Source organism: Streptomyces aurantiacus (assembly GCF_001418335.1).
Lineage (GTDB): Bacteria > Actinomycetota > Actinomycetes > Streptomycetales > Streptomycetaceae > Streptomyces > Streptomyces aurantiacus.
The window spans coordinates 1-24,760 of sequence record NZ_LIPP01000024.1; the positions used below are offsets into that span (position 1 = coordinate 1).

Consider the following 24,760-nt stretch of genomic DNA (forward strand, 5'->3'; position numbering starts at 1 on the left):
GTGGGGGTGTGGTGGGACACCAGGGGTTTCTCCTTGAGGAAGAAGGCGACGAGCAGGCCCAGGACGAGCACCGGCACGAGGTAGAGGAAGATCCGCGGCATCGCGTCGGCGTATGCCGCGATGTAGCCCTCCCGCAGCCCGGCGGGCAGCGCGTGGACGAGTTGCGGGGTGATGGACTCGGGGTCGGGCAGGTCCGCCCCGGTGGGCAGCCGGTCGGCGAGGGAGTCGGCGAGCCGGTCGGCGAAGAGCGTGCCGAAGACCGCCGCGCCGACGCTGCCGCCGATCTGCCGGAAGTAGTTGTGGGCGCTGGTCGCGGTGCCGAGGTCGCGCGGGTGCACGGAGTTCTGCACGGCGAGGATCAGCACCGGCATGACCAGGCCGATGCCGGCGCCGAGCACGGCCATCCACACGCTGTAGTACAGCCGGGGCGTATCGGTTTCGAGCCGGGAGAGCAGCCACATGCCGATGACGGACAGGGCGCCGCCGAGGACCGGGTAGACCTTGTAGTGGCCGCTGCGGCTGATGAGTTGGCCCGAGACGATCGAGGCGCCGACGATTCCGCCCATCATCGGGAGCATGAGCAGGCCGGACTCGGTGGCGGTGGCGCCGTCGACCATCTGCAGGTACGTGGGCAGGTAGCTGGCCGCGCCGAAGAGGGCGATCCCGACGATCACGCCCACCAGGCCGGTGATGTTGAAGACTCCGTCACGGAACAGCCGCAGCGGGATGAGAGGTTCGGCCGCGTAGTGCTCGGCGAGGAGGAAGAGAACGGCCGAGGCGACGGCTCCCGCGGCGAGCCCGAGGACGACACGCGAGTCCCACGCGTACTCCGTGCCGCCCCAACTGGTCAGCAGTACCAGGCAGGTCGAGGCGGCGGCGAGCAGCAGAGCGCCCAGGATGTCGAGGCGTGGCTTGGCGGTGGGCTTCGGGAGTTCGAGGACGACGGCCACGACGGCCAGGGTGAGCAGGCCGAAGGGTACGTTGATGTAGAAGCACCAGCGCCAGGAGAGGTGGTCGGTGAAGTAGCCGCCGAGCAGAGGGCCCGCGACCGAGGCGAGGCCGAACGCGGCGCCGATCAGCCCCATGAAGCGGCCCCGCTCCCGAGGCGGCACGATGTCCGCGATGATCGCCTGTACGCCGATCATGAGCCCGCCGGCGCCCACTCCCTGAAGCGCGCGGAAGGCGATCAGCTGGTCCATGGTGCGCGACCAGCCGGCCAGCGCGGAGCCGATCACGAAGACGACGATCGCGAACTGGAAGACGCCCTTGCGGCCGTAGAGATCGCCGAACTTGCCGTAGACGGGCAGTCCCACGGTCGAGGTGAGCAGATACGCGGTGATCGCCCAGGACATCTTGTCCAGGCCGTGCAGCTCCCCGACGATCTTCGGGAGCGCGGTGGCGACGATCATCTGCTCCAGCGCGGCGAGCAGCAGTGCCAGCATGAGCGCGAAGAAGACCAGGCGTACGCGGCGCGGGCTGAGCTGCTCCGACTGCGGGAAACCCGGCGGCAGTCGAGGCGTATCCGGGGTATCCGGGACGACTTGGGTGTCCGGTACCGGAGCCAGGACGTTTCGTCCGCTCTCCGCCAGAGCTGTTCCGCCCACGTGATGCTCCCCTCGTCGCGCCTGCGCGGCCCATTTCTCGCATTACGCGACATCTGGGAGCAAGCGCGACGAGTCGCACGGGGACGGGTCCGGCGGACGTATGCGCCGGTGGGAGCCCTACGGCGTACAACTGAGCCGTACTGAAAACCACTCGAAACGGTGAGCGTGAGAATCGCGCGGAGACATCCGCCCCGCCCGGGTCCCGTGCACGCGAGGCCCGTGAAAGGGACCGGCGGAGCTACTTCTCGACCTGGGTGGCGAGGTTCGCCAGCACCCCGTCGTAGATCCGGCCGAGGCCCTTGGGCGCGAAGGTCTTCTCGAAGAAGCCGCCGATGCCGCCGGCGCCGTTCCAGACGCTGGTGACGACGACCCGGGACCTGCCCTCGCCGGCCGGGGTGACCCGCCAGGTGGTGACCATCGAGGAGTTGCGGTCCTTTTCCACGAGTTCACCGTCGGTGGGCTCGCTCACTTCCAGCAGGCAGTCACGGATCCGCTTGCTGGTGGCCTGGAGCTTCCAGTGGACGAGGGTTCCCTCGCCGTCACCGCCCTCGCGCACCTCGTACTCGCTGAAGTGCTCGGTCAGAAGTGTCGAACGCGTGCCGGTGTAGTCGGCCAGCGCATCGAACACGTCGTCCGGCTGCCCCGCTACGACTCGCTCCGTGGTGGCCTCGACCTGCGCCATTGCGTTCCTCCAGCACTTGGGATCTCGGACGTCAGCGCTCAGCCAACCATCACGCGCCCGAGCCGCCCAAATCGGGGTCCTCCTCAAGGAAGGCACCAGGAAGGCAGCGGGGAAGGCAGCGGCGAAGGACCCGCCGATCGAATACGAGTTCGCACGATCAAGGGAACATGTGTTCTATTCTGTGGCCAGTGCTATCGAGGAGGCGTCATGCGGTGGGAGAACCTCACAGTGGAGTCCGGCGGGAACCCGTCAGGAAACCCCGCAAACCCCGCGCTGTTCGGCGCGGACGCGGTGACCACACGCACGTTCGACACGCCGGAGTTCCGTGGGATCACCTTCCACGAGATCCGGGCCAGGTCGATCGTCAACCGTGTGCCGGGGGCCTCGCGCATGCCCTTCGAGTGGACCGTGAACCCGTACAGGGGCTGCTCACACGCCTGCGTCTACTGTTTCGCGCGCAAGACCCACAGCTATCTGGACCTCGACACCGGCCTCGGTTTCGACAGCCAGATCGTGGTGAAGGTGAACGCCCCGGAGCTGCTGCGGCGGCAGCTGGGCTCGCGGCGCTGGCTCGGCGAGCACATCGCGATGGGCACGAACGTGGACTGCTACCAGCGTGCCGAGGGCCGCTACCAGCTGATGCCCGGCATCATCGCGGCCCTGCGCGACCACGCGAACCCCTTCTCGATCCTCACGAAGGGCACGCTGATCCTGCGCGACCTCGACCTACTGAAGCAGGCCGCGGCCGTCACCGAGGTCGGAATCTCCGTCTCGGTGGGCTTCACCGACCTCGACCTGTGGCGGACCGTGGAGCCGGGCACGCCGGCCCCCGAACGCCGCCTCGACGTCGTCCGCGCCCTGAGCGGGCACGGCATCGACTGCGGGGTGCTGATGGCCCCGGTGATCCCCTTCCTCGGCGACGACCCGTCCCAACTGCGCGCGACGGTACGGGCGATCGCCGCGTCCGGCGCGACCTCGGTGACCCCGCTCGTGCTGCATCTGCGGCCCGGGGCACGCGAGTGGTTCATGAGCTGGCTCGCGCACCATCACCCGCACCTGGTGCGCCGCTACGAGCGGCTGTACGCGGAGGGCTCGTACGCCCCGAAGTGGTATCAGCGCCGGATCACCCGGCAGGTGCACGAACTGGCCGAGGAGTACGGGATAGGCCCCACGCGCGCGGGGATGCCCCGCAGGGTGCCGGTGCCCGAACCGGTCGCACCGGGGCCCACCCAGCTCACCCTGCTGTGACCGGCATCCGGCCGCATCCCGGTGCCCGATGGGGTCAACTCCTGGCGGAAACGATCACTCCCGGACCCGTCCAGGAACGATATGGCCAAGGCCGTGACCCTCCCGCACGGCGCCCTGCCTGGTACAGCGATGTGAGGCGATGCCTTGTGAACCGACGCGCAGCCGCTCTGTGCGGTGTCGCCGCCGTGATGGCCGGAACGATCACCGCGGTCCCGGCCGAAGCGCGCTCGGGCCCCACGGGCGCCCCGCGCGCCACGCCGTCCGCCGCCGCGGCGAAGGCCACCTGGAAGAAGTGCGGCACCAAGAAGTACCCGACGCTCCAGTGCGCGTCCCTCAAAGTGCCGCTCGATCACGCGAACCCGCAGCACGGCAGGCGCATCACGCTCGCGCTGTCCCGGGTCCCGCACACCTCGAAGAAGAGGTATCAAGGCCCCCTGCTGGTCAACCCGGGCGGTCCCGGCGGCAGCGGCCGCACCCTCGCCGGGTTCGTCGCGGCCTCGCTGCCGAAGAACGTGGCCGCGCAGTACGACGTCATCGGCTTCGACCCGCGCGGGGTCGGCGCGAGCAGGCCCGCCCTGGACTGCCGGCCGGGGCACTTCGCCCCGGTGCGCCCCGACTCGCGGCCGGCCACCCGCGCCCTGGAGAAGGCCAATCTCGACCGCGCACGGGCCTTCGCGAAGGCCTGCGCGACCAAGTACGGGGATCTGCTGCCGTACGTCGACACGGTGAGCGCGGTCAAGGACATGGACGCGATCCGGCGCGCTCTCGGCGCCGAGAGGATCAACTACTTCGGGTACTCGTACGGCACCTACCTGGGCGCCGTCTACGCGAAGCTCTACCCGGGGCGGGTGCGGCGCATGGTGCTGGACTCCGTCGTCGACCCCACCGGTGTGTGGTACGACGACAACCTCGCGCAGGACTACGCCTTCGACTCCCGCCACCGGGCCTTCATGGCCTGGGTCGCCCAGCACGACGCGACGTACGAGCTCGGCACCGATCCGGAGAGGATCGAGGCGGCCTGGTACGCGATGCGGGCGGCGCTGGCGAAGAAGCCCGCGGCCGGGACGGTCGGCGCCGCCGAACTGGAGGACACCTTCTCCCCCGGCGGCTACTTCAACGGCTACTGGCCGTCGCTCGCCGAGGCGTTCGCGGCCCGTGTGAAGGACGGGAACGACGACCCGCTGGTCGAGGCGTACGAGAACCTCGGCGCCGTCGACGCGGCGGGCGACAACGGCTACAGCGTCTACACCTCGGTGCAGTGCCGTGACGCGAGCTGGCCGCGCGACTGGGAGCAGTGGCGTGACGACAACTGGAAGGTGCACGCGAAGGCACCGTTCCTGGCGTGGAACAACGCCTGGTACAACGCCCCGTGCGCGTTCTGGCCCACGGACCCGGCGCAGCCGGTGGACGTCTCGAACGACTCGGTGCCGCCGGTGCTGCTGTTCCAGGCGACGGACGACGCGGCCACTCCCTACGAGGGCGGCGTCACGGTCCATCACCTGCTGAGCGGCTCCAGCCTGGTGGTGGAGCAGGGCGGCGGCAACCACGGCATCACGCTGAGCGGAAACACCTGCCTGGACAGGCACCTGGCCACCTACCTGACCGACGGCAGGGTGCCACGCGGTGAGGGCGCCGGCGAGGCCGACGCGGTGTGCGAGAAGCTCCCCGACCCGAAGCCACGGACCGCAAAGACAGCCTCCGCCTCAACCGGCGCGACACTGCACGGCCTGCTCGGCTTCAGAAGCTGAGCCCGCCGTATTTCCCGCGCTCCCCCGCACGCGGCGACCTAGGGTGCCGCCATGGACGACCGCTCCCCCGCCCCCGTGCACATCCGCGAGATGACCCTGGCCGACTGTCCCCGCGTGGCGGAGATCCGCGTACGCGGCTGGCAGAACGCGTACAAGGGCCTGATGCCCCAGTCGTACCTCGACGGGCTCGACGTGGCGGCCGAACTTCCGCGTCGACGGGCCCACTTCACGCAGGCGGGCGAGGGTGTGGTGAATCTCGTCGCTCAGTGGGCCGGTGAGGTCGTCGGCTGGTCCTGCCACGGCCCGCACCGCGAGGGTGAACGGCGCACCGGGGACGCCGAGTTGTACGCGATCTACGTCGCCCCCGACCGGATCGCGCGCGGTGTGGGCCGCGCCCTGCTGCGGAATTCCGTCGCGCGCAGCGCCGCCGCCGGGCACGAGCGGATGCTGCTCTGGGTGCTCCGGGAGAACGCAAGCGCGCGCCGCTTCTACGAAAGAGCCGGTTTCCTGGCGGACGGTGCCGAGGAACCCTTCGAGATCGAGGGCGTCGAGGTGCCCGAGGTGCGGTACGTCCGGCTGCTGGGCGGCACGGGTGGTCCCTGAGGGGGAGTCCTCAGCGCCGGTCCCGTGGCGTGCGTTGGGCCGGCAGTCGTTTCAGCGCGTCGGCCGCGGCTCGGGCGAGTTCCGGGCGGACGAGGGCTTCGTTGAGGACGGGCCGGGCCCGTTCGTCGCCCAGGGCGCCCAGGCCTTCCACGCAGGCGACGGCGACCCGGCGGTACGGATCGTGCGGGCGGAATCTACGGGCCAGGGTCGTGATCAGGGCGGGCACGGACTCGGGCGCGCGGAGTTCCACCAGGAGCCGTACCGGATGGAGGGCGTAGGCGACGCGCAGCTCGTTGGTGGCCAGGGCCGCCGCCGCTCGGGCGGTGCGCGGGTCGCCGAGCCGGGCCAGCGCGTACGCGGCGGACGCGCAGCGCTGCGGGTCCCGGTGGTTGAGCAGCAGGACCAGCGACTCGAAGGCCCGCCGGTCACCGGCGACCCCGAGCCGGAAGGCGGCCAGTTCCCGCGCCCAGAGCGGCTGTTCGGGAGCGATGAGCACGGCCGCCAGCTCGTCGAGGTCCCCGGTCGCGGCCAGTCGTTCGTACGAGAAGGACGCCACCGCGCCCGCCTCCTGTCGTAAGCGCTGGGTGAGCGTTCGCAACTCTTCGTCCATACCCCAGAGACTATCGGTGACATGCGTCACAAGAGCCGGTCAGGAAGGCGCACTGGCGCGCTCGTTACTCACCGGTTAAGCTCAATCGAGCGAGTTACCCACTCGTGGACTTGCTCGTGGCGGCCTGGTGACGCAGCCGCCACGGGATGACCCTCATGTCCCCCGGGCCGTGAGGGAGCTGGTCGGTTCGGTATTTCAGGTACCTCGGCATCTCGGTACCTGGATACCTCGGTGCGACATGTACGGCGGGCCCCGGGACAGGGCCGGCCGGATCTCCTCACCGCTCCGCGGGCTCGTGCTCCACATCCGCGGGCGGACGGCACCGGGCGTGTGCGCTTCACAGCCCGGCAGAACCCTCGTTTCCGCACCCCACACCTCCGCACTTCGTGCGCCCGTCGGCGTATCCCGGTGCGTCCCTCAGTCGTCACTCATTCCTGGAGTCCCGCGATGGCCACTCCCCTGTCCGACCCCTCCACCTCCCGCTTGTCTCCCTTGTCTTCCTTGTCTTCCTCGTCTCCCTCGTCCGCCGTGTCGGGGGAGCCGCTGCTCAAGACCGTCGCCGTCGTCGGCCTCGGCACCATGGGCACCGGTATCGCGGAGGTCCTCGCCCGGGCCGGCCGCGAGGTCGTCGGCATCGACGTCAGCGAGGCCGCCGCCGCCCAGGCCGTCAGCGCGGTCGAGTCCGCGACCGCCCGCTCCGTGCGCCGCGGGCGCCTCACCGAGCGGGAACGCGACGACACCCTCGCCCGTTTCCGTACGTTCACCGATCTGCGGGCCGCGGCCGACGCCGACCTGGTGATCGAGGTGGCCCCCGAGTCGTACGAGATCAAGCACCAGATCTTCCGGGACCTGGACGGCGTCGTGCGCCCGGGGACGATCCTTGCGACCGGCACGAACGCCCTGTCGGTCACGCGGCTGGCCGCCGACTCCGCCCACCCCGAGCGCGTCCTGGGCCTGCACTTCTTCAACCCGGCGCCCGCCATGAAGCTGGTCGAGGTCGTCTCGTCCGTGCTGACCGCGCCCGGCGCCGTCGCCGCCGTCACCGACCTCGCCCTCGAACTCGGCAAGGAGCCCGTCGCGGTCGGCGACCGCCCCGGCTTCGTCGCCGACGGCCTGCTCTTCGGCTACCTCAACCAGGCCGCCGCGATGTACGAGGCGAAGTACGCCGCCCGCGAGGACATCGACGCCGCGATGCGGCTCGGCTGCGGCCTGCCCATGGGCCCGCTCGCCCTGCTCGACCTGATCGGCGTCGACACCGCGCGTACGGTCCTGGAGGCCATGTACGCGGAGTCGCACGACCGGCTGCACGCGCCGGCGCCCATCCTGAAGCAGCTCAGCGAGGCGGGCCTGACCGGCCGCAAGTCGGGCCGCGGCTTCTACACGTACGAGGCCCCGGGCAGCGCGACCACCGTCCGGGACGCGCTGACACCGCTCGCCGGAGGACCCGAGACGGCCCGCAGGTCCGTCCGCTCGGTGGGGGTCGCGGGGTCCGGGACGATGGCGTCCGGCATCGCCGAGGTGTTCGCGAAGGCCGGGTACGAGGTCGTCCTCGCCGCACGCAGCGAAGAGAAGGCGGAGGCCGCCAAGTCCCGTATCGGGAAGTCGCTCGCACGCTCCGTCGACAAGGGACGCCTGACCGCCGAGGCGGCTGCCGAGGCCCTGGACCGCGTCACCCCGGCGGGTTCGTACGACGCCTTCGCGGAGGTCGACCTGGCGCTGGAGGCCGTCGCCGAGGACCTGGAGATCAAGCAGCAGCTCTTCGCGGTGCTCGACAAGGTCTGCAAACCGGGCGCGATCCTGGCCACCACGACCTCCTCGCTGCCCGTCGTCACCTGCGCCCGCGCCACCTCACGGCCGCAGGACGTGATCGGCCTGCACTTCTTCAACCCGGCGCCCGCGATGAAGCTCGTCGAGGTCGTGCGCACGGTCCTGACGGCCGACGACGTGCACGCCACGGTCCGCGAGCTGTGCTCGACGATCCGCAAGCACCCGGTGGACTGCGGCGACCGGGCGGGCTTCATCGTGAACGCGCTGCTGTTCCCGTACCTGAACAACGCGATCAAGATGGTCGAGGAGCACTACGCGACGCTCGACGACATCGACGCGGCGATGAGGCTCGGCGGCGGCTACCCGATGGGCCCGTTCGAGCTCCTCGACGTGGTCGGCCTGGATGTCTCGCTGGCCATCGAGAAGGTGCTGCACCGCGAGTTCCGCGACCCGGGGCTCGCCCCGGCGCCCCTCCTGGAGCACCTGGTGGCCGCGGGCTGCCTCGGCCGCAAGACGGGCCGCGGCTTCCGCGAATATGCCCGGCGCTGAGCCCCACGGGAACGGGCCGGGGACCGGCCGGCACAAGCCGAGCGGTGCGCACGGACCGGGCGGTGTCCTCGCGGGCGGGGCCGCGCCCCCGGGCGACGGCCGACCCGACGGCCGGCCCGCCCGCGCGGGCTGGGGCGGCCTGCTCGCCCCGGCCGCCGGTCCGCCTTCGGCCCCGGTCACGGACGAGGTCACGGGCGGGGTCGCGGCCCAGGTCACCGGTGGGGAAAGACCCGGCCGTGAGCGCCCGGCCGCGTCCATGCAGTACGTTCGGGGCATGTCCCAGCCCGCCAAGTCCTCCCGTACACCAGCCACGTCCGATACGCCCGGGAGCGCCGCGGGCGGTCGCGCGGCCACGCAGCGGCTCAAGATGCGCCGCGAACTGGCGGCCGCCGCGATGGAGCTCTTCGCGACGAAGGGGTACGAGGCGACGACGGTCGACGAGATCGCGGCCGCGGCCGGGGTCGCCCGGCGCACCTTCTTCCGGCACTTCCGCTCCAAGGAAGAGGCGATCTTCCCGGACCACGACGACACCCTGGTCCGGGTCGAGGCGGTGCTCAACGCCGCGCCGGCGCACGAGCATCCGCTGGACACGGTGTGCCGCGGGATCAAGGAAGTCATGAAGATGTACGCGGGCCGGCCGGAGATCTCGGTCTCGCGCTACCGGCTCACGCGTGAGGTGCCGACGCTGCGGCAGGCGGAGATCGCGTCCGTGTCCCGGTACGAGCGGCTGTTCACCCGCTATCTGCTGGGGCACTTCGACGAGCACGCCCACGACGACGACGCCAACGACGACCCGCTGCTCGCGGAGGTCGCCGCGTCGGCCGTGGTCACCGCCCACAACCACGTCCTGCGCCGATGGCTGCGGGCGGACGGCCAAGGGGACGTCGAGGCGCAGCTGGACCACGCCTTCTCGATCGTCAGGAAGACCTTCGGCACCGGGATCGGGGCCGGGCAGGACCATCCCCCGCACACAGCACCTGTGTCCACGGCCTCGGTGGAGGGGGAGGTGCTGGTGACCGTCGCCCGTGTCGACGCTCCGCTGCACCAGGTGATGCGCACGATCGAGCAAGCCCTCAAGGAACGGTCGTAGGGTTTCTCCGGCAAAGCCCGCACGCCCCCTTCCCAGTGGAAGGGGGCGTCCTTTTTGATCGATCATCGCTCATCTGTTACGGACAGATGACAGATGAGAGAAATTGTTGGCACTCGGTGCCTTGCTAGATGACACGCGGTGCCATACGTTGGAGAGGTCCGGGCGGCCGGCGTGCAGAGATCCCTCGTACGCCGGCTGTCCCCGCAAGCCAAGGCCTGCGTGCCCGGACGCCTGCGTCACAGGCAACCTTCCGCGCCACAAAGCGCTGCCGAGCACCACCCCCGCCGAACCGACGGCACGCCTCACCCAGCAGCCAGCAGCAACCCACCCCGACGTAACCCTCAGCGTTCTTCTCGACGCTCGTCGCCGGAGGCAACACCGTGAAGGAAATCCTGGACGCGATTCAGTCGCAGACAGCCACGTCCGCCGACTTCTCCGCCCTGCCGCTCCCCGAGTCCTACCGCGCGGTCACCGTGCACAAGGACGAAACGGAGATGTTCGCCGGGCTCACCACCCACGACAAGGACCCCCGCAAGTCGATCCACCTGGACGACGTGCCGGTGCCGGAACTCGGCCCCGGCGAGGCCCTGGTGGCCGTGATGGCCTCCTCGGTCAACTACAACTCCGTGTGGACCTCGATCTTCGAGCCCATGGCGACCTTCGGGTTCCTGGAGCGCTACGGCAGGCTCAGCGAACTCACCAGGCGCCACGACCTGCCGTACCACATCATCGGTTCCGACCTGGCGGGCGTCGTGCTGCGCACCGGTCCCGGCGTGAACGCCTGGCATCCCGGTGACGAGGTCGTCGCGCACTGCCTGTCCGTCGAGCTGGAGTCCAGCGACGGGCACAACGACACCATGCTCGACCCCGAGCAGCGCATCTGGGGCTTCGAGACCAACTTCGGCGGGCTCGCCGAGATCGCACTCGTGAAGTCCAACCAGCTGATGCCGAAGCCCGGCCACCTGTCGTGGGAGGAGGCCGCCGCTCCCGGTCTGGTCAACTCCACCGCGTACCGGCAGCTGGTCTCGCGCAACGGCGCCGGGATGAAGCAGGGCGACAACGTCCTGATCTGGGGCGCGAGCGGCGGCCTCGGCTCGTACGCCACCCAGTTCGCGCTGGCCGGCGGCGCCAACCCCATCTGCGTGGTGAGCAGCCCGCAGAAGGCAGACATCTGCCGCGCGATGGGCGCCGAGGCGATCATCGACCGCAACGCCGAGGACTACAGGTTCTGGAAGGACGAGCACCACCAGGACCCCAAGGAATGGAAGCGTTTCGGCAAGCGCATCCGCGAACTCACCGGCGGCGAGGACGTCGACATCGTCTTCGAGCACCCGGGCCGCGAAACCTTCGGCGCCTCCGTGTACGTCACGCGCAAGGGCGGCACGATCGTCACATGTGCTTCCACCTCGGGCTACAACCACGAGTACGACAACCGCTACCTGTGGATGTCCCTGAAGCGGATCATCGGCTCGCACTTCGCCAACTACCGCGAGGCCTGGGAGGCCAACCGGCTGATCGCGAAGGGGAAGATCCACCCGACGCTCTCCAGGGTGTACTCGCTGGAGGAGACCGGGCAGGCCGCCTTCGACGTGCACCGCAACCTCCACCAGGGCAAGGTCGGCGTCCTGGCGCTCGCGCCCGCCGAGGGCCTCGGCGTGCGCGACCGGGAGAAGCGCGCCCAGCACATCGACGCCATCAACCGCTTCCGGAACGTCTGAGGTCCCCCCGATGACAGAGCGCCAGGCGCCGCAGGCGCGCAACGAGAGGGACCGGCCGTGGCTCATGCGGACCTACGCCGGTCACTCCACGGCCGAGGCGTCCAACGAGCTGTACCGGCGCAACCTCGCCAAGGGCCAGACGGGTCTGTCGGTCGCGTTCGACCTGCCGACCCAGACCGGTTACGACCCCGACCACATCCTCGCCCGCGGCGAGGTCGGCCGGGTCGGCGTGCCCGTCTCGCACCTCGGTGACATGCGCCGGCTGTTCCAGGACATCCCCCTGGAGCAGATGAACACCTCGATGACCATCAATGCCACCGCCATGTGGCTGCTGGCGCTCTACCAGGTCGTCGCGGAGGAGCAGGGTCTCGACAAGGAGGCCATCGCCGAGCTCCAGGGGACGACCCAGAACGACATCGTGAAGGAGTACCTGTCGCGGGGCACGCACGTGTTCCCGCCGGTCCCCTCCCTCCGTCTGACGACGGACATGATCTGCTACACGGTCAACCACATCCCCAAGTGGAACCCGATCAACATCTGCAGCTACCACCTCCAGGAGGCGGGAGCCACTCCGGTCCAGGAGATCGCGTACGCGATGTCCACCGCGATCGCCGTGCTCGACGCGGTGTTCGCGTCCGGCCAGATCGCCGAGGAGCGGAAGGGGGAGGTGGTCGCGCGCATCTCCTTCTTCGTGAACGCGGGCGTCCGCTTCGTCGAGGAGATGTGCAAGATGCGGGCGTTCGGCCGCATCTGGGACCGGATCACCCGCGAGCGGTACGGGATCGAGAACCCGAAGCACCGGCGTTTCCGGTACGGGGTCCAGGTCAACTCCCTCGGTCTGACCGAGGCGCAGCCGGAGAACAACATCCAGCGGATCGTCCTGGAGATGCTGGCCGTGACCCTCTCGAAGGACGCACGCGCGCGTGCCGTCCAACTCCCCGCGTGGAACGAGGCGTTGGGCCTGCCCCGGCCGTGGGACCAGCAGTGGTCCCTGCGCATGCAGCAGGTGCTCGCCTACGAGAGCGACCTGCTGGAGTACGCGGACCTCTTCGAGGGCTCGCACGTCGTCGAGGCGAAGGTCTCCCAGCTGGTCGACGACTCGTTCGCCGAGATCGACCGGATCCAGGAGATGGGCGGCGCGATGGCGGCCGTCGAGTCGGGCTATCTGAAGTCTCAGCTCGTCGCGTCGCACGCCGAGCGCCGGGCCCGTATCGAGTCCGGTGAGGAGAAGATCGTCGGCGTCAACATCTTCGAGTCGACGGAGCCGAACCCGCTCACGGCCGACCTGGACGCCGCGATCCACACGGTCGACCCGGCGGTCGAGGCGCAGGTGACCGCCGCCCTCCAGAACTGGCGCGACACCCGCTACCAGCCGCCCTTCAACCACCCGCGCCCGTGCAAGGCGCTTGAGCGGCTGAAGGAGGCCGCGCAGGGCACCGACAACCTCATGGAGGCCACCCTTGAGTGCGCCCGCGCCGGGGTCACGACCGGCGAATGGGCCGGCGCCCTGCGCGAGGTGTTCGGCGAGTTCCGCGCACCCACCGGTGTGTCGTCCGCGCCGGTCGCGGTGACCGCCGAGGAGGGCACGGCCATGGCGGCGGTCCGCCGCAAGGTGGAGCGGACCGCGCGGGACCTCGGCGTCGGCAAGCTCCGCTTCCTGGTGGGCAAGCCGGGCCTGGACGGACATTCCAACGGCGCCGAGCAGATCGCCGTACGGGCCAGGGACGCCGGGTTCGAGGTGGTCTACCAGGGCATCCGGCTGACGCCCGAGGAGATCGTGTCCGCGGCCGTCGCCGAGGACGTGCACGGCGTCGGTCTGTCCATCCTGTCGGGCTCGCACGCCCAGCTGGTGCCCGACGTGCTGGAGCGGCTGCGCGAGGCCGGCGCCGGCGACATCCCGGTGATCGCCGGCGGGATCATCCCGAACGCCGACGCCGAGCAGCTCAGGGCCGCGGGAGTGGCCGCCGTCTTCACCCCGAAGGACTTCGACATCACGGGAATCATCGGCCGTATCGTCGACGAGATCCGGAAAGCGAACAAGCTCGACCCTCTGGAGGTCCCCGCATGACCAGCCCTGCCCCCCAGGTCAACCGCCTGCGTCCGCGGCGTTCCTGCCTGGCCGTGCCCGGCTCGAACCCCCGCTTCCTGGAGAAGGCCCAGGGCCTGCCCGCCGACCAGGTCTTCCTGGACCTGGAGGACGCGTGCGCGCCGCTGGCCAAGCCCGAGGCGCGGCACACCATCGTCAAGTTCCTCAACGAGGGCGACTGGACGGGCAAGACGCGGGTCGTGCGGGTCAACGACTGGACGACCGAGTGGACGTACCGCGACGTCGTGACCGTGGTGGAGGGCGCGGGACCGAACCTCGACTGCGTCATGCTGCCGAAGGTGCAGGACGCCCAGCAGGTGGTCGCCCTCGACCTGCTCCTGACGCAGATCGAGAAGACGATGGGCTTCGAGGTCGGCAGGATCGGCATCGAGGCGCAGATCGAGAACGCCCGGGGCCTGAACAACGTCAACGACATCGCGACGGCCTCCCCGCGCGTCGAGACGATCATCTTCGGCCCGGCCGACTTCATGGCGTCGATCAACATGAAGTCGCTGGTCGTCGGCGAACAGCCGCCCGGCTACCCGGCGGACGCCTACCACTACATCCTGATGAAGATCCTGATGGCCGCCCGCGCCAACGACCTCCAGGCGATCGACGGCCCCTACCTGCAGATCCGCAACGTCGAGGGCTACCGCGAGGTCGCCGGGCGGGCCGCCGCCCTCGGTTTCGACGGCAAGTGGGTGCTGCACCCCGGTCAGGTCGAGGCGTCGAACGAGATCTTCTCGCCCTCCCAGGAGGACTTCGACCACGCCGAGCTGATCCTGGACGCGTACGACTACTACACGTCCGAGGCGGGCGGCAAGAAGGGCTCCGCGATGATCGGCGACGAGATGATCGACGAGGCGAGCCGCAAGATGGCGCTCGTCATCTCGGGCAAGGGCCGGGCCGCCGGCCTGCGGCGCACGTCGAAGTTCGAAGCCCCGGAGGCCTGAGCGCATGCAGTTCGGACGCACCTACGAGGAGTTCGAGGTCGGCGCGGTCTACAAGCACTGGCCCGGGAAGACCGTCACCGAGTACGACGACCACCTCTTCTGTCTCCTGACGATGAACCACCACCCGCTCCACCTGGACGCCAACTACGCCGAGAACACCACGGACTTCGGCAAGAACGTCGTGGTCGGGAACTACATCTACTCCCTGTTGCTCGGCATGTCCGTCCCCGACGTGTCGGGCAAGGCGATCGCCAACCTGGAGGTCGAGTCGCTCAAGCACGTCGCGCCGACCTTCCACGGCGACACGGTCTACGGCGAGACCACGGTCCTCGACAAGACCCCGTCCAAGTCCAAGAACGACCGCGGAATCGTCTACGTCGAGACCAGGGGCTACAAGCAGGACGGCACGCTGGTCTGCGTGTTCCGCCGCAAGGTGATGGTCCCCACCGAGACGTACATCAAGGAGCGCGGCGGCGAGCAGCCCGGCCGCCCGGAGCCGAAGGCTCCCGCGGAGAAGAAAGCTCCCGCTGAGAAGAAGACGGAGAAGTAGCCATGGCGCGACTCGCCCAGACCGCCGGCCTGACCGACATCCAGCGGGAGATCCTGTCGACCGTACGGGACTTCGTGGACAAGGAAATCCTCCCGGTCGCGACCGAGCTGGAGCACCGCGACGAGTACCCGCAGGCGATCGTCGACGGGCTCAAGGAGTTGGGTCTCTTCGGTCTGATGATCCCCGAGGAGTACGGAGGCCTGGGTGAGTCGCTCCTCACCTACGCGCTGTGCGTGGAGGAGATCGCGCGCGGCTGGATGTCGGTGTCCGGCATCATCAACACCCACTTCATCGTGGCCTACCTGCTCAAGCAGCACGGCACTCAGGAGCAGCGGGAGTACTTCCTGCCCCGGATGGCGGCGGGCGAGGTGCGCGGCGCGTTCTCCATGTCCGAGCCGGCGCTCGGCTCCGACGTGTCGGCCATCACGTCGAAGGCGGTGAAAGAGGGCGACGACTATCTTCTGACCGGCCAGAAGATGTGGCTCACGAACGGTGGTACGTCGACGCTCGTGGCCGTCCTCGTGAAGAGTGACGAAGGCCATACCCCCGCGGAGGTGGCCGCCGCGCCCCACCGGTCGATGACGACCTTCCTCGTGGAGAAGGAGCCCGGTTTCGGTGAGGTCCGCCCCGGCCTGACCATCCCGGGGAAGATCGACAAAATGGGCTACAAGGGCGTCGATACCACCGAGCTCATCATGGACGGCCTGCGCGTTCCGGCCAATCGCGTGCTCGGCGGCGCGACCGGACGGGGCTTCTACCAGATGATGGACGGCGTCGAGGTGGGCCGGGTCAACGTGGCCGCGCGTGGCTGCGGCGTCGCCCAGCGTGCGTTCGAGCTCGGCGTCTCCTACGCCCAGCAGCGGCACACCTTCGGCAAACAGATCGCCCAGCACCAGGCGATCCAGTTCAAGCTGGCGGAGATGGCTACCAAGGTCGAGGCCGCCCATGCGATGATGGTGAACGCGGCACGCAAAAAGGACTCCGGGGAGCGAAACGACCTTGAGGCGGGGATGGCGAAGTACCTCGCCTCCGAGTACTGCAAAGAGGTCGTGGAGGACGCCTTCCGGATCCACGGCGGCTACGGCTTCTCGAAGGAGTACGAGATCGAGCGCCTCTACCGCGAGGCCCCGATGCTGCTGATCGGCGAAGGTACCGCCGAGATCCAGAAAATGATCATCGGGCGCAGACTGCTCGAAGAGTACCGACTCCAGGGCTAGATATACCGATTCGGGGTGTTTTCATCGAGAAGAGGATCACATCCCGTCAGCGCTCTTCGGACATGGACTCGGCTTCCTGGCTTACCCAGTTGTGGCCCGCGACCGGTACGATTCCGGGAAAGCCGCCGTCCCCAGTCACAGTGCGGCATCATCCGCTACGAAGGTCATCCATGCCCCACAGCCAAACCTCTGCACCACGCGACAGCCTGGCCGGCGTACGTCTTGCGCGCGGAGCATCGCCGTGGCTCCTCCCGACCGTCGCCACCGCAGCCCTCAGCCTGGTACGCGCGCGCAAGTCCGGCGCCGCCAAGGCCGTGGCCGTACCCGCCACCGCTCTGGCGGCGGGCATGCTGTGGTTCTTCCGCGACCCCGAGCGCGAGATCACCCAGGGCCGGGTCATCTCGCCGGCCGACGGTGTGGTGCAGAGCATCATGCCGTGGAAGGACGGGCGTACCCGCGTCGCGATCTTCATGAGCCCGCTGAACGTCCACGTCAACCGCGCGCCGCTCGCCGGCACGGTGACCTCGGTCGAGCACATCCCCGGCGGGTTCGTTCCGGCGTTCAACAAGGAGAGCGAGAACAACGAACGCGTTGTCTGGCACTTCGACACCGACCTCGGCGACATCGAGATGATCCAGATCGCCGGTGCGGTCGCGCGGCGCATCGTGCCGTACATCCCGCAGGGCACCAAGGTCGAGCAGGGCGAACGCATCGGGCTGATCCGCTTCGGCTCGCGCGTCGACATCTACCTCCCCGAGGGCGTGGAGGTCGATGTGGAGGTCGGTCAGAAGACCGTGGCAGGGGTGACTCGCATTGACCGTGATTGATCCCGAGACACAGGCCGGATGGGTGCCGCAGGCCGACGAGCTGGACGACGAGGAGGAGATGCCCCTCTCTCTCCGCCTCTCGATAGCGGACACGCTCACTCTCGGTAACGCCACGTGTGGCTTCATGGCGGTGTACTTCACCACCACCGGCATCCTGATCCCGCACCTCACGGGCAGCCAGGAGACGGGCATGGCGCGGCACAGTGCCGCCACCACCGTGATCCTGATGCTGTGCGCCGCGGTCTTCGACCTGTTCGACGGCCTGGTGGCCCGCAAGCTGCGCTCCTCCCCCATGGGCGCCGAGCTGGACAACCTCTCGGACCTGATCAGCTTCGGTCTCGCGCCGGCGTACTTCGTCCTCGTCTACGGCATGGTCGCCGACGACGCGCACCAGCGGGTGGCGGCGGTGGGGGCGATCGTGGTCCTGCTGGCCGTGGTGCTCCGGCTCGCGAGATTCTCGTGCGTCACGGTCAAGGACGGCACGTTCCAGGGCATGCCGTCGCCGTTCGGTGCGCTGACGGTCGTCTCGATCGTGCTTCTGGAGCTGCCGTTCGTCGCCACGCTCCTGGCGATCCTCGGCACGGCGTGGCTGATGGTGAGCCGGGTCGAGTACCCGAAGCCGCGGGGGCGCCTCGCCGTGGCGATGCTCTCCTGGATCGTGTTCAGCATGGCGCTGCTGGTGTCCTGGGCCTTCGACGCTCCCGGTGGGCAGCTGCTGCTGCAGACCGGGTGTGCGTTGCAGCTGGTGATGGGAGCGGTGATTCCGCTCTTCGCGACGGCTCGGAAGGTGCACAACTTCCGGGGCAGTCGTCGGGAGGCCAGGGCGACGCAGTTGCCCTAGCAGTTGTCTCCTGTGCACGGGAAGGGCCCCGAACCACTTGGTTCGGGGCCCTTCCCTTATGTGTCGAGTGCGGGTGCGTGGGGGTTGAGCGCGCAGTTCCCCGCGCCCCTGAAAGGCAGGCCTCAGGCGCCCGGGGTGTACTGCGTCGCCGTGTCCGAGGCGTCTGCCTCCTGGACCACCTTCATGCCGCCGGTCACCGTCTTGTCGGGCCGGAGGATGACGCTCTGCTTGGAGGAGGCGGCCTTGGGGTCGGTGAAGTTCTGCGGTGTGCCGAAGCCCGTGTCCAGGGCGTCGATGGTGAGCAGGGCCTTGTCCACTCCCTCGCGGGTCAGATCTTTGGTCTCGCAGGCCTTCTTCAGTGCCTCGCCGAACGCGGAGGCGGCCGTCCAGCCGGCGACCACGCCGTTGTCCAGGGAGTCCTTCGGGTACGCCTTCTTGTAGTCGGCGACCAGCTTCTGGGCCCCCGGGGTGTCCGCGCCGATGGGCAGCGAGGGCGAGGCCACGTAGTAGTTCTTCAGCAGCGCGGGACCCGCCTGGGTGGCCAGGAGCTGCGGGGCGAAGGCCGAGTTGTTGCCGATGATCGGGACGTCGAAGCCGCCGGCCGCGGCGACACCGACCAGGGAGGCCGCCTGGCGCGGCCCCGCACTGATCACGACCGCCTTGACGCCGGCCTTCTTCAGGGCGGCGACCTGCGCGGTCATGTCGTTGTCGGTCGGCTTGATCTTCTGCTCGACGACGGTCAGCCCGGCCTCCTTCGCGATGTGCTTGGAGCCGAGCAGGGCGCTCTCCCCGTAGTCGCCCTCGAAGTAGACGTGCCCGAGCTTGTCGCCCTTCTTGAGGCCCTTCTCCTTCATCAGGAAGTCGACGGCGTTGATCGTCTCGATGTCGTACGTGGACCCGATGACCCGGATGTAGGAGCTGCCGAGGAGCGCGGACGACCACGCCTGCGGCAGGACCAGGGCCTTGTCCTGTCCGTCGATGCGCTTCTCGACCGCGGCGACGAACGGCGAGCCGATGAACTGGACGAACCCGAGCACCTTCGGCGCCAGCTCCGTGTACCCGGAGACGGCCTTCTGCGGGTCGTAGCCGTGGTCGCGGACGCTGAGGGCGACCTTGTAGCCGCACACGCCCCCGTCGGCGTTCAGCTGCTTCACATAGAGCTGCTGGGCCTGGGTGACGCTCTTGCCGAGGGTCGCGTAGACCCCCGTCATGTCGGTGAGGGCGCCCAGCGTGATGGTCTTGCCGGAGATGCCCTCGCCGGTCTTCACCTCTCCCGCGGCGGTGCCGCCCTTGTCGTTCCCGTCGTCGTCCTTGGCCTTGGAGCTGCAGCCGGCCAGCAGCAGCAGCGCCGCGAGCGCCCCGGCGGCCACCCTGACCGTGCCGCTGGTCGCGTTCCTCGTACTCGTCTCGTTCGTCTCGTTCGTCTCGTTCGTCTCGTTCGTCGTGCTCATCGTTTCTCCCCTGGATCGGTCCTGAAGCGTCGCCCGGCGGCCACCCTGACCAGGCCGCCGGGCAGGAAGAGCACCACCGCGACAACGGCGGCGCCATAGAGGTACCGGGATGCCTCGCCCGGTGCGATCCCGCCCGTACCGGGGGCGGAGACCAGGGGCAGCGCGTCGCTGTAGCGGGTCAGCAGCTGCGGCAGCACGGACACGAACACCGCTCCGATCACCGCCCCCGAGACCGAGCCGAGCCCGCCGATGACGATCATGGCGAGGTATTCGAGCGACAGCGTGATGCCGAAGTAGTCCGGCACCGTCCGCTGGAAGACCAGGGCGAGCAGAACGCCCGCGAGGCCCGCGTACATCGAGGACAGGACGAAGACGGCGGCCCGGTAGCGGGCCACGGGGACGCCGATGACGCCGGCCGCGATGCGGTGGTCGCGGATCGCGTTCATGGCCCGCCCCGGGCGCCCGCGCAGCACCCCGCGGGCGAAGAGACCGCAGCCGAGGAGCAGGACGAGTCCCGCGTACCAGAGCTTCTCGGCGGAGCCGAACGGGACGTTGGCGACGAGGAGTTCACGGTCGTCGAAGGTGAGCCCGAACAGGCTCAGGGGCGGTACGTCGCGGCCGTTGAAGCCGCCGGTGAGGTCGCGGGCGTTGAACAGCACGTGCTGGCCGATGAAGATCAGCGCGAGGGTGGCGATGCCCAGATAGGCGCCGCGCAGGCGTCCCGCGATGGGGCTGAAGACACCGCCCGCCAGGCCCGCGACCAGGACGGCGAGCACGGCGGCGAGCCAGGTCGGCAGGCCGAGGCCGGTCAGCCCGTCCCCGGCGTCACCGCCGTCGGCGGCGAACACGCAGTAGCCGTACGCGCCGACCGCGAGGAAGAAGGCGTGCCCCATGGAGAGCTGGCCCGTGGAGCCGGTGAGCAGGTTGATCCCGATGGCGCCGATCGCCGCGGCCATCGCGAACAGGCCCGCCTGGAGCCAGAACCGGTCCAGGTAGAAGGGCAGGGCGAGCAGGAGGAGAGCGCCGGCGGCCCATACGTACGTACGGGTGCGGGTGGCGAACCGCAGTGGTCCGGCGAGGGCTTCAGACACGGGCGAGCTCCTTCGTGCCGAACAGCCCGGCGGGCCGGATGAGCAGGATCACCGTCATCACGAGGTAGGGCGCCAGATCGCCCAATCCGCGCCCCAGGAAGGTGAGTTCGCTCTGGTAGCCGGTCGCGAGGGACTCGGTGACGCCGACGAGCAGACCGCCGACGAGAGCCCCGGTCGTGGAGTCGAGGCCGCCGAGGATCGCGGCGGGGAAGGCCTTGAGGGCGGCCAGCGAGGTGGCTCGCTCCAGGCCCGGCGTGGGGAAGACCGTCAGGAACAGGGCCGCCACGGCGGCGAGTGCGCCGGCCACGGCCCAGGCGCCGAGCGACACCCGCCCGAGCCGTACGCCCATCAGCGCGGCCGTCTCCGGGCTCTCGGCGGCGGCCCGCATCGCGACACCCCAGGAGGTGTACCGGAACGCGAGCAGGAAGACCGTGATGAGCAGGGCCGCGGCGACGAAGGCGGCGATGCGCGTGTGGGCCAGCGAGATGGGGCCGACGGTGAGGACCGAGTCGCCCCACGGATCGCCGAGCGTCAGGACGTCGGTGCCGATCCGGCGGGTCAGCTCCGTGGTGAGCAGGATGTCCACGCCGATCGTGACGATGGCGAGGACGCTGTGGTCGGAGCCCCGGTAGCGCCGCATCACCAGGAACTCGACGGCCGCCCCGACCACCGCGGCCCCGGCGATCCCGACCAGCAGGGCGGGCCAGAAGCCGATGTCGTCGTGCAGGCTCGCGGTGACGTAACCGCCCGCGAGGAGCAGGGAGGCGTGGGCGAAGTTGACGACCTCGGTGGCCCGGAAGATGACCACGAAGCCGAGGGCGATGAGGGCGTAGACCGACCCCATCGAGAGCCCGTTGAGAAAGAGTTCGGCGAAGGTGCTCACGGCGCGGCCCCCTCTCCCCCGGTACGCCCGGCCGCCCCGTCGGACTGCTCCGGGCTCCCGGCCTCCTCGGGGCGCTGCCCCAGGTAGGCGCGTACGACGGCCGGGTCGTTCTGTACGTCGGCGGGGGCGCCGTCCGCGATCCGGCGCCCGAAGTCGAGTACGGTCACCGCGTCGGCGAGCCGCATCACCACCCCCATGTCGTGTTCCACCAGGACGATCGAGATGCCGAGGCTGTCGCGGACTCCCGCGATCACGGCGGACGTTCGGATCCGCTCGTCGGCGGTCATGCCCGCGACCGGTTCGTCCAGGAGCAGCAGGCGGGGCTCCATGCACAGGGCGCGGGCGAGTTCGGCGAGCTTCTGCTGCCCGTACGGCAGAGAACCGGCCAGGCGGTCGAGACAGGACGAGATGCCGACGAACTCGGCGATCTCCCGGACGCGTTCACGATGACGGCGCTCCTCACGGGCCGCTGCCGGAAGCTTCAGTCCCGCGGAGAGGAAGCCGGTGCGGGTCAGCCGGTGGCGGCCCAGCAGGAGGCTGTCCTCGACCGTGGCGAGCGGAGGCAGGGCGAGATTCTGGAAGATGCGGGCGACGCCCAGGCCTGCGATGCGGTGCGCGGGCATGCCGGTCAGTTCGTGCCCGCCGAAGCGGACGCTGCCGGCGGTGGCGCGGTAGACACCGGACAGGACGTTGAAACAGGTGGACTTTCCGGCGCCGTTGGGGCCGATGAGGGCGTGGACGGTGCCGGGTCGGACGGTGAAGTTGACGGCGTCCAGGGCGGTGAGACCGGCGAAGCGCACGGTCAGGTCGCGTACGTGCAGCGGTGGTATGTCGGCACTGGCGCCGGGTTCGGATTCGGGTACGGGTTCGGGCTGGGGTACGGATTCGGGTACGGGCGAAGTGGGCGGCGGTGGCGGCTCGTCGTTCGGCATGGTCGTGCTCAGCCCTTCCATCGGGTCAGCGCCGGGTGCGAGGCGCGGGCCCGCTCGGCGTCGGCCGCGGCGTCCTCGTCGACCACGCCCAGGTAGCGGCGGCGCACCTCGTCGGAGGCGGCGAGTTCGTCCGCGGGGCCCGACAGGGTGACTTCGCCGACCTCCAGGACGTAGGCGCGGGTGGCAAGCCGCAGGGCCAGGGCGGCGTTCTGTTCGACGAGCAGGATCGAGGTGCCCTGGGTGTTGATCTCCCGTACCGTCTCGGCGATCCGCTCCGCCATCAACGGGGCGAGCCCGAGCGACGGTTCGTCGAGGAGCAGCATCCGCGGGGCGGCCATCAGGGCGCGGCCGACCGCGAGCATCTGCTGTTCTCCGCCGGACAGCAGTCCCGCGTGCTGCTGGGCGCGGTCGGCGAGGACGGGGAACAGTTCGTGGACGCGGCGCAGGGCGGCGGCCCGGTCCGCGCGACCGCCGGTGGCGCCAAGCGCGCCGGCCCGCAGGTTGTCGGCGACGGTCATCCGGGCGAACACCCGGCGCCCTTCCGGGATCTGGGAGATCCCGGCGGCGACCACCCGGTCCGGCGAGAGGCCGTCGAGGCGCCGTCCGTCGTAGCTCACCGTGCCGCCGGTGACCGCGCCGCCGTGGAAGGACAGGGTCCGGCAGACGGCCCGCAGCAGGGTCGACTTGCCCGCGCCGTTGCCGCCGAGGACCGTGACCACGGCTCCCTGCGGCACGTCGAGGGACACCTGGCGCAGTGCTCGTACGGGACCGTATCCGACCGACAGGTCCCGTACGGCCAGCCCGGAACCACCCATGGCATTCCCCCTGTCTTCGCGTCATCGCGCTCTTGATCACCGTGCGGCCGACGACGTGTCCACGGCGGTGTGTTCACGGTCGGTGTGTGCACGGTCGGTGTGGCGCTCACGACAGCACCGGTGGCGGCCCGCGTCCACGGGGCGGGGGCGAATCGCTGCGGGTGACCAGCGCGTGCGGGTGAGCGTTGTGCACGCGCACAACACCGCGTGTCAGGGGGTGTCAGGGGCCTGTGCGGGGTGGCGTCGTGGTGGCATCCTCCGGGCCATGGGAGCCCGCGGAAGGCGCACCGGTCATGACTGGAAGCTGCTCGCCGAATCCTGCACGGCGCTGCTGGAGCGGCTGCCGGAGCTGGTCGACGAGCACATGAGGCAACTGGTCGAACACTCCCCGGTCTACGGGGAGTGCCTGCCGTACGACCAGCAGTGGCGGGAGGCCCAGGACGCGATGCGGATCGGGATCGAGACGATCTCCGCGCCCCGGGACTCGCCGCGCCGTGATCTGGAGTACGCGGAGGACGCGGGGCGGCGGCGGGCCCAACAGGGGCTGCCGTTGGAGCTGTTGGTGCACGCGTACCGCTCCGCGGGCTATCTGGTGTGGGACGCGCTGCTGGAGGGGGTGGCCGGGCGGGAGCCGGAGCGGCTGGGGGTGCTGATGCGGTCGGCGACCATGGTGTGGGCCGCCGTCGACGCGCAGGCCACGGCGGCGACCGAGGCGTACCGGGCGACCGAGACGGAGCTGCGGCGGCGCACCGACGAACGGCTCCAGGCGCTGCTCGACGCGCTCCTGGAGGGGCAGGAGGCGCCCGGCCTGGCGGCGCGCGCCGCCGCGGGGCTCGACCTCCCCGAGCGCGGCCCGTACGCCGTGGTCGTGCTGCGCTCCGAACGGCGTGAGCCCTTCCGGCGGCCCGTGGAGGGCGAGGGTCTGCGGTTCGTCTGGCGGATGCGGGCGGACTGCGAGGTCGGGGTGGTGGCTCTCGCGGCCGGGCAGGGCCTCGACGGGGTCGCGCGGGCGCTCGACGGGCGCTGTTCGGGTCCCGGCGGGATCAGTCCCGTCGTCGCCGGGCTCGCCGAGCTCGGACGGGCCCGGCGCCTCGCCGAGCTGGCGCTGCGTACGTGTCCGCCGGACGCGAGTGCCGTCGTACGGCTCGACCAGCGGATGCCGACGGCGCTCGTCGTCAGCCAGCCGGAGCTGGCCGGCCGACTCGTGGCGGACGTCTTCGGTTCCCTGCTGGAACTGGAGCCGGCGGATCGGGCGGTGCTGCTGGAGACGCTCGACGCGTGGCTGTTCTGCGAGGGGTCGGCGGGGCGGGCCGCGGGGCGCCTGTACTGCCACCGGAACACGGTCTTCAACCGCCTGCGGCGCCTGGAACAGCTGACCTCGCGGTCGCTGGCGCGGCCTCGGGATCTGATCGAGATGACGTTGGCGCTGGACGCGTATCGCTTGGCGGGGAGTTTCGCCCCCGCCGCCCCTACCCTTCCCGTCACTACTGGGGGC

The 24,760-nt window shown here is 70.0% G+C and carries 21 protein-coding genes; 13 read left to right on the forward strand and 8 right to left on the reverse strand.

Translation table 11 applies throughout. From position 1 onward, the window contains the following. Positions 1–1,604: MDR family MFS transporter (locus AOK01_RS03210; RefSeq protein WP_425424716.1), on the reverse strand; the 1,604-nt coding region annotated here is incomplete at its 3' end. Positions 1,605–1,842: 238 nt separating this feature from the next. Next, the gene (locus AOK01_RS03215) at positions 1,843–2,286 is read right to left on the reverse strand and encodes an SRPBCC family protein (RefSeq protein ID WP_055508143.1); all 444 of its coding nucleotides are present in this window, start codon (positions 2,284–2,286) and stop codon (positions 1,843–1,845) included. A gap of 207 nt (positions 2,287–2,493) precedes the next feature. On the opposite strand from AOK01_RS03215, the gene AOK01_RS03220 reads away from it, so the two are divergent. The 3 genes from AOK01_RS03220 to AOK01_RS03230 all read left to right on the forward strand — a co-directional run bounded on the left by AOK01_RS03220 (position 2,494) and on the right by AOK01_RS03230 (position 5,885). Next, the gene (locus AOK01_RS03220) at positions 2,494–3,534 is read left to right on the forward strand and encodes an Rv2578c family radical SAM protein (protein ID WP_055508145.1); all 1,041 of its coding nucleotides are present in this window, start codon (positions 2,494–2,496) and stop codon (positions 3,532–3,534) included. 146 nt (positions 3,535–3,680) lie between these two features. Next, on the forward strand, positions 3,681–5,282 hold the full coding sequence (locus AOK01_RS03225; RefSeq protein WP_055508147.1) for an alpha/beta hydrolase: 1,602 nt from the start codon (positions 3,681–3,683) through the stop codon (positions 5,280–5,282). A 51-nt stretch (positions 5,283–5,333) separates the two neighbouring features. Next, the gene (locus tag AOK01_RS03230; protein WP_055508149.1) at positions 5,334–5,885 is read left to right on the forward strand and encodes a GNAT family N-acetyltransferase; all 552 of its coding nucleotides are present in this window, start codon (positions 5,334–5,336) and stop codon (positions 5,883–5,885) included. 10 nt (positions 5,886–5,895) lie between these two features. Here AOK01_RS03230 and AOK01_RS03235 read toward each other — a convergent pair whose 3' ends face one another. Continuing rightward, positions 5,896–6,495 (reverse strand): adenylosuccinate lyase, encoded by a 600-nt coding sequence (locus AOK01_RS03235; RefSeq protein ID WP_055508151.1) that lies wholly within the window; start codon positions 6,493–6,495, stop codon positions 5,896–5,898. Between the two features lie 447 nt (positions 6,496–6,942). Between AOK01_RS03235 and AOK01_RS03240 the strand changes: the two genes are divergently transcribed. The 9 genes from AOK01_RS03240 (at position 6,943) to pssA (ending at position 18,093) form a co-directional block, all read left to right on the forward strand. Continuing rightward, a complete protein-coding gene (locus AOK01_RS03240; RefSeq protein WP_079103134.1) occupies positions 6,943–8,811 on the forward strand; it encodes a 3-hydroxyacyl-CoA dehydrogenase family protein in 1,869 nt (622 codons plus the stop codon). A 274-nt stretch (positions 8,812–9,085) separates the two neighbouring features. Then, on the forward strand, positions 9,086–9,901 hold the full coding sequence (locus AOK01_RS03245; protein ID WP_055508172.1) for a TetR family transcriptional regulator: 816 nt from the start codon (positions 9,086–9,088) through the stop codon (positions 9,899–9,901). A 380-nt stretch (positions 9,902–10,281) separates the two neighbouring features. Then, positions 10,282–11,619 (forward strand): crotonyl-CoA carboxylase/reductase, encoded by a 1,338-nt coding sequence (gene ccrA, locus AOK01_RS03250; protein WP_055508155.1) that lies wholly within the window; start codon positions 10,282–10,284, stop codon positions 11,617–11,619. A 10-nt stretch (positions 11,620–11,629) separates the two neighbouring features. Next, positions 11,630–13,687 carry a protein meaA gene (locus AOK01_RS03255; protein ID WP_055508157.1) on the forward strand — a complete coding sequence of 686 codons (2,058 nt, stop codon included), beginning with the start codon at positions 11,630–11,632 and terminating at the stop codon, positions 13,685–13,687. After that, positions 13,684–14,658 (forward strand): HpcH/HpaI aldolase/citrate lyase family protein, encoded by a 975-nt coding sequence (locus AOK01_RS03260; RefSeq protein ID WP_055508159.1) that lies wholly within the window; start codon positions 13,684–13,686, stop codon positions 14,656–14,658. Before AOK01_RS03255 ends, AOK01_RS03260 begins: the two co-directional genes overlap by 4 nt. Before the next feature lie 4 nt (positions 14,659–14,662). After that, complete coding sequence (locus tag AOK01_RS03265; RefSeq protein ID WP_055508160.1) at positions 14,663–15,208, forward strand: MaoC family dehydratase; 546 nt, start codon at positions 14,663–14,665, stop codon at positions 15,206–15,208. Positions 15,209–15,210: 2 nt separating this feature from the next. After that, on the forward strand, positions 15,211–16,425 hold the full coding sequence (locus AOK01_RS03270; RefSeq protein ID WP_055508162.1) for an acyl-CoA dehydrogenase family protein: 1,215 nt from the start codon (positions 15,211–15,213) through the stop codon (positions 16,423–16,425). A gap of 170 nt (positions 16,426–16,595) precedes the next feature. Then, positions 16,596–17,252, forward strand: a complete 657-nt coding sequence (locus AOK01_RS03275) for a phosphatidylserine decarboxylase (protein ID WP_055508164.1) — start codon at positions 16,596–16,598, stop codon at positions 17,250–17,252. 22 nt (positions 17,253–17,274) lie between these two features. Further along, positions 17,275–18,093, forward strand: a complete 819-nt coding sequence (gene pssA, locus AOK01_RS03280; RefSeq protein WP_055508174.1) for a CDP-diacylglycerol--serine O-phosphatidyltransferase — start codon at positions 17,275–17,277, stop codon at positions 18,091–18,093. A 122-nt stretch (positions 18,094–18,215) separates the two neighbouring features. On the opposite strand, the gene AOK01_RS03285 is transcribed toward pssA, so the two are convergent. From AOK01_RS03285 to AOK01_RS03305, 5 genes are read right to left on the reverse strand one after another with little or no spacing between them, the layout of a single operon-like run. Then, positions 18,216–19,544 carry an ABC transporter substrate-binding protein gene (locus AOK01_RS03285; RefSeq protein ID WP_079103135.1) on the reverse strand — a complete coding sequence of 443 codons (1,329 nt, stop codon included), beginning with the start codon at positions 19,542–19,544 and terminating at the stop codon, positions 18,216–18,218. Further along, positions 19,541–20,635: a branched-chain amino acid ABC transporter permease gene (locus AOK01_RS03290; RefSeq protein WP_055508166.1), complete on the reverse strand. Its 1,095-nt coding sequence runs from the start codon at positions 20,633–20,635 to the stop codon at positions 19,541–19,543. Before AOK01_RS03290 ends, AOK01_RS03285 begins: the two co-directional genes overlap by 4 nt. Further along, a complete protein-coding gene (locus tag AOK01_RS03295; RefSeq protein WP_055508168.1) occupies positions 20,628–21,518 on the reverse strand; it encodes a branched-chain amino acid ABC transporter permease in 891 nt (296 codons plus the stop codon). Before AOK01_RS03295 ends, AOK01_RS03290 begins: the two co-directional genes overlap by 8 nt. Next, positions 21,515–22,450 (reverse strand): ABC transporter ATP-binding protein, encoded by a 936-nt coding sequence (locus tag AOK01_RS46060; protein ID WP_055508169.1) that lies wholly within the window; start codon positions 22,448–22,450, stop codon positions 21,515–21,517. The genes AOK01_RS03295 and AOK01_RS46060 overlap by 4 nt, the downstream gene beginning before the upstream one ends. A gap of 8 nt (positions 22,451–22,458) precedes the next feature. Then, positions 22,459–23,265 (reverse strand): ABC transporter ATP-binding protein, encoded by an 807-nt coding sequence (locus tag AOK01_RS03305; protein ID WP_055508171.1) that lies wholly within the window; start codon positions 23,263–23,265, stop codon positions 22,459–22,461. A 265-nt stretch (positions 23,266–23,530) separates the two neighbouring features. Between AOK01_RS03305 and AOK01_RS03310 the strand changes: the two genes are divergently transcribed. Further along, positions 23,531–24,760, forward strand: a 1,230-nt coding sequence (locus AOK01_RS03310) for a PucR family transcriptional regulator (protein WP_063792706.1), incomplete at its 3' end; no start/stop codon positions are given.

Bases quoted from the DNA above. Each gene is read 5' to 3' on its own strand.
- AOK01_RS03230 (WP_055508149.1), top strand. From the start codon at position 5,334: ATGGACGACCGCTCCCCCGCCCCCGTGCACATCCGCGAGATGACCCTG.
- AOK01_RS03220 (WP_055508145.1), top strand. From the start codon at position 2,494: ATGCGGTGGGAGAACCTCACAGTGGAGTCCGGCGGGAACCCGTCAGGA.
- AOK01_RS03270 (WP_055508162.1), top strand. From the start codon at position 15,211: ATGGCGCGACTCGCCCAGACCGCCGGCCTGACCGACATCCAGCGGGAG.
- AOK01_RS03265 (WP_055508160.1), top strand. From the start codon at position 14,663: ATGCAGTTCGGACGCACCTACGAGGAGTTCGAGGTCGGCGCGGTCTAC.
- AOK01_RS03255 (WP_055508157.1), top strand. From the start codon at position 11,630: ATGACAGAGCGCCAGGCGCCGCAGGCGCGCAACGAGAGGGACCGGCCG.
- AOK01_RS03305 (WP_055508171.1), bottom strand. From the start codon at position 23,265: ATGGGTGGTTCCGGGCTGGCCGTACGGGACCTGTCGGTCGGATACGGT.
- AOK01_RS03240 (WP_079103134.1), top strand. From the start codon at position 6,943: ATGGCCACTCCCCTGTCCGACCCCTCCACCTCCCGCTTGTCTCCCTTG.
- AOK01_RS03285 (WP_079103135.1), bottom strand. From the start codon at position 19,544: ATGAGCACGACGAACGAGACGAACGAGACGAACGAGACGAACGAGACG.
- AOK01_RS03215 (WP_055508143.1), bottom strand. From the start codon at position 2,286: ATGGCGCAGGTCGAGGCCACCACGGAGCGAGTCGTAGCGGGGCAGCCG.
- AOK01_RS03260 (WP_055508159.1), top strand. From the start codon at position 13,684: ATGACCAGCCCTGCCCCCCAGGTCAACCGCCTGCGTCCGCGGCGTTCC.
- AOK01_RS03235 (WP_055508151.1), bottom strand. From the start codon at position 6,495: ATGGACGAAGAGTTGCGAACGCTCACCCAGCGCTTACGACAGGAGGCG.
- AOK01_RS03245 (WP_055508172.1), top strand. From the start codon at position 9,086: ATGTCCCAGCCCGCCAAGTCCTCCCGTACACCAGCCACGTCCGATACG.
- AOK01_RS46060 (WP_055508169.1), bottom strand. From the start codon at position 22,450: ATGCCGAACGACGAGCCGCCACCGCCGCCCACTTCGCCCGTACCCGAA.
- AOK01_RS03275 (WP_055508164.1), top strand. From the start codon at position 16,596: ATGCCCCACAGCCAAACCTCTGCACCACGCGACAGCCTGGCCGGCGTA.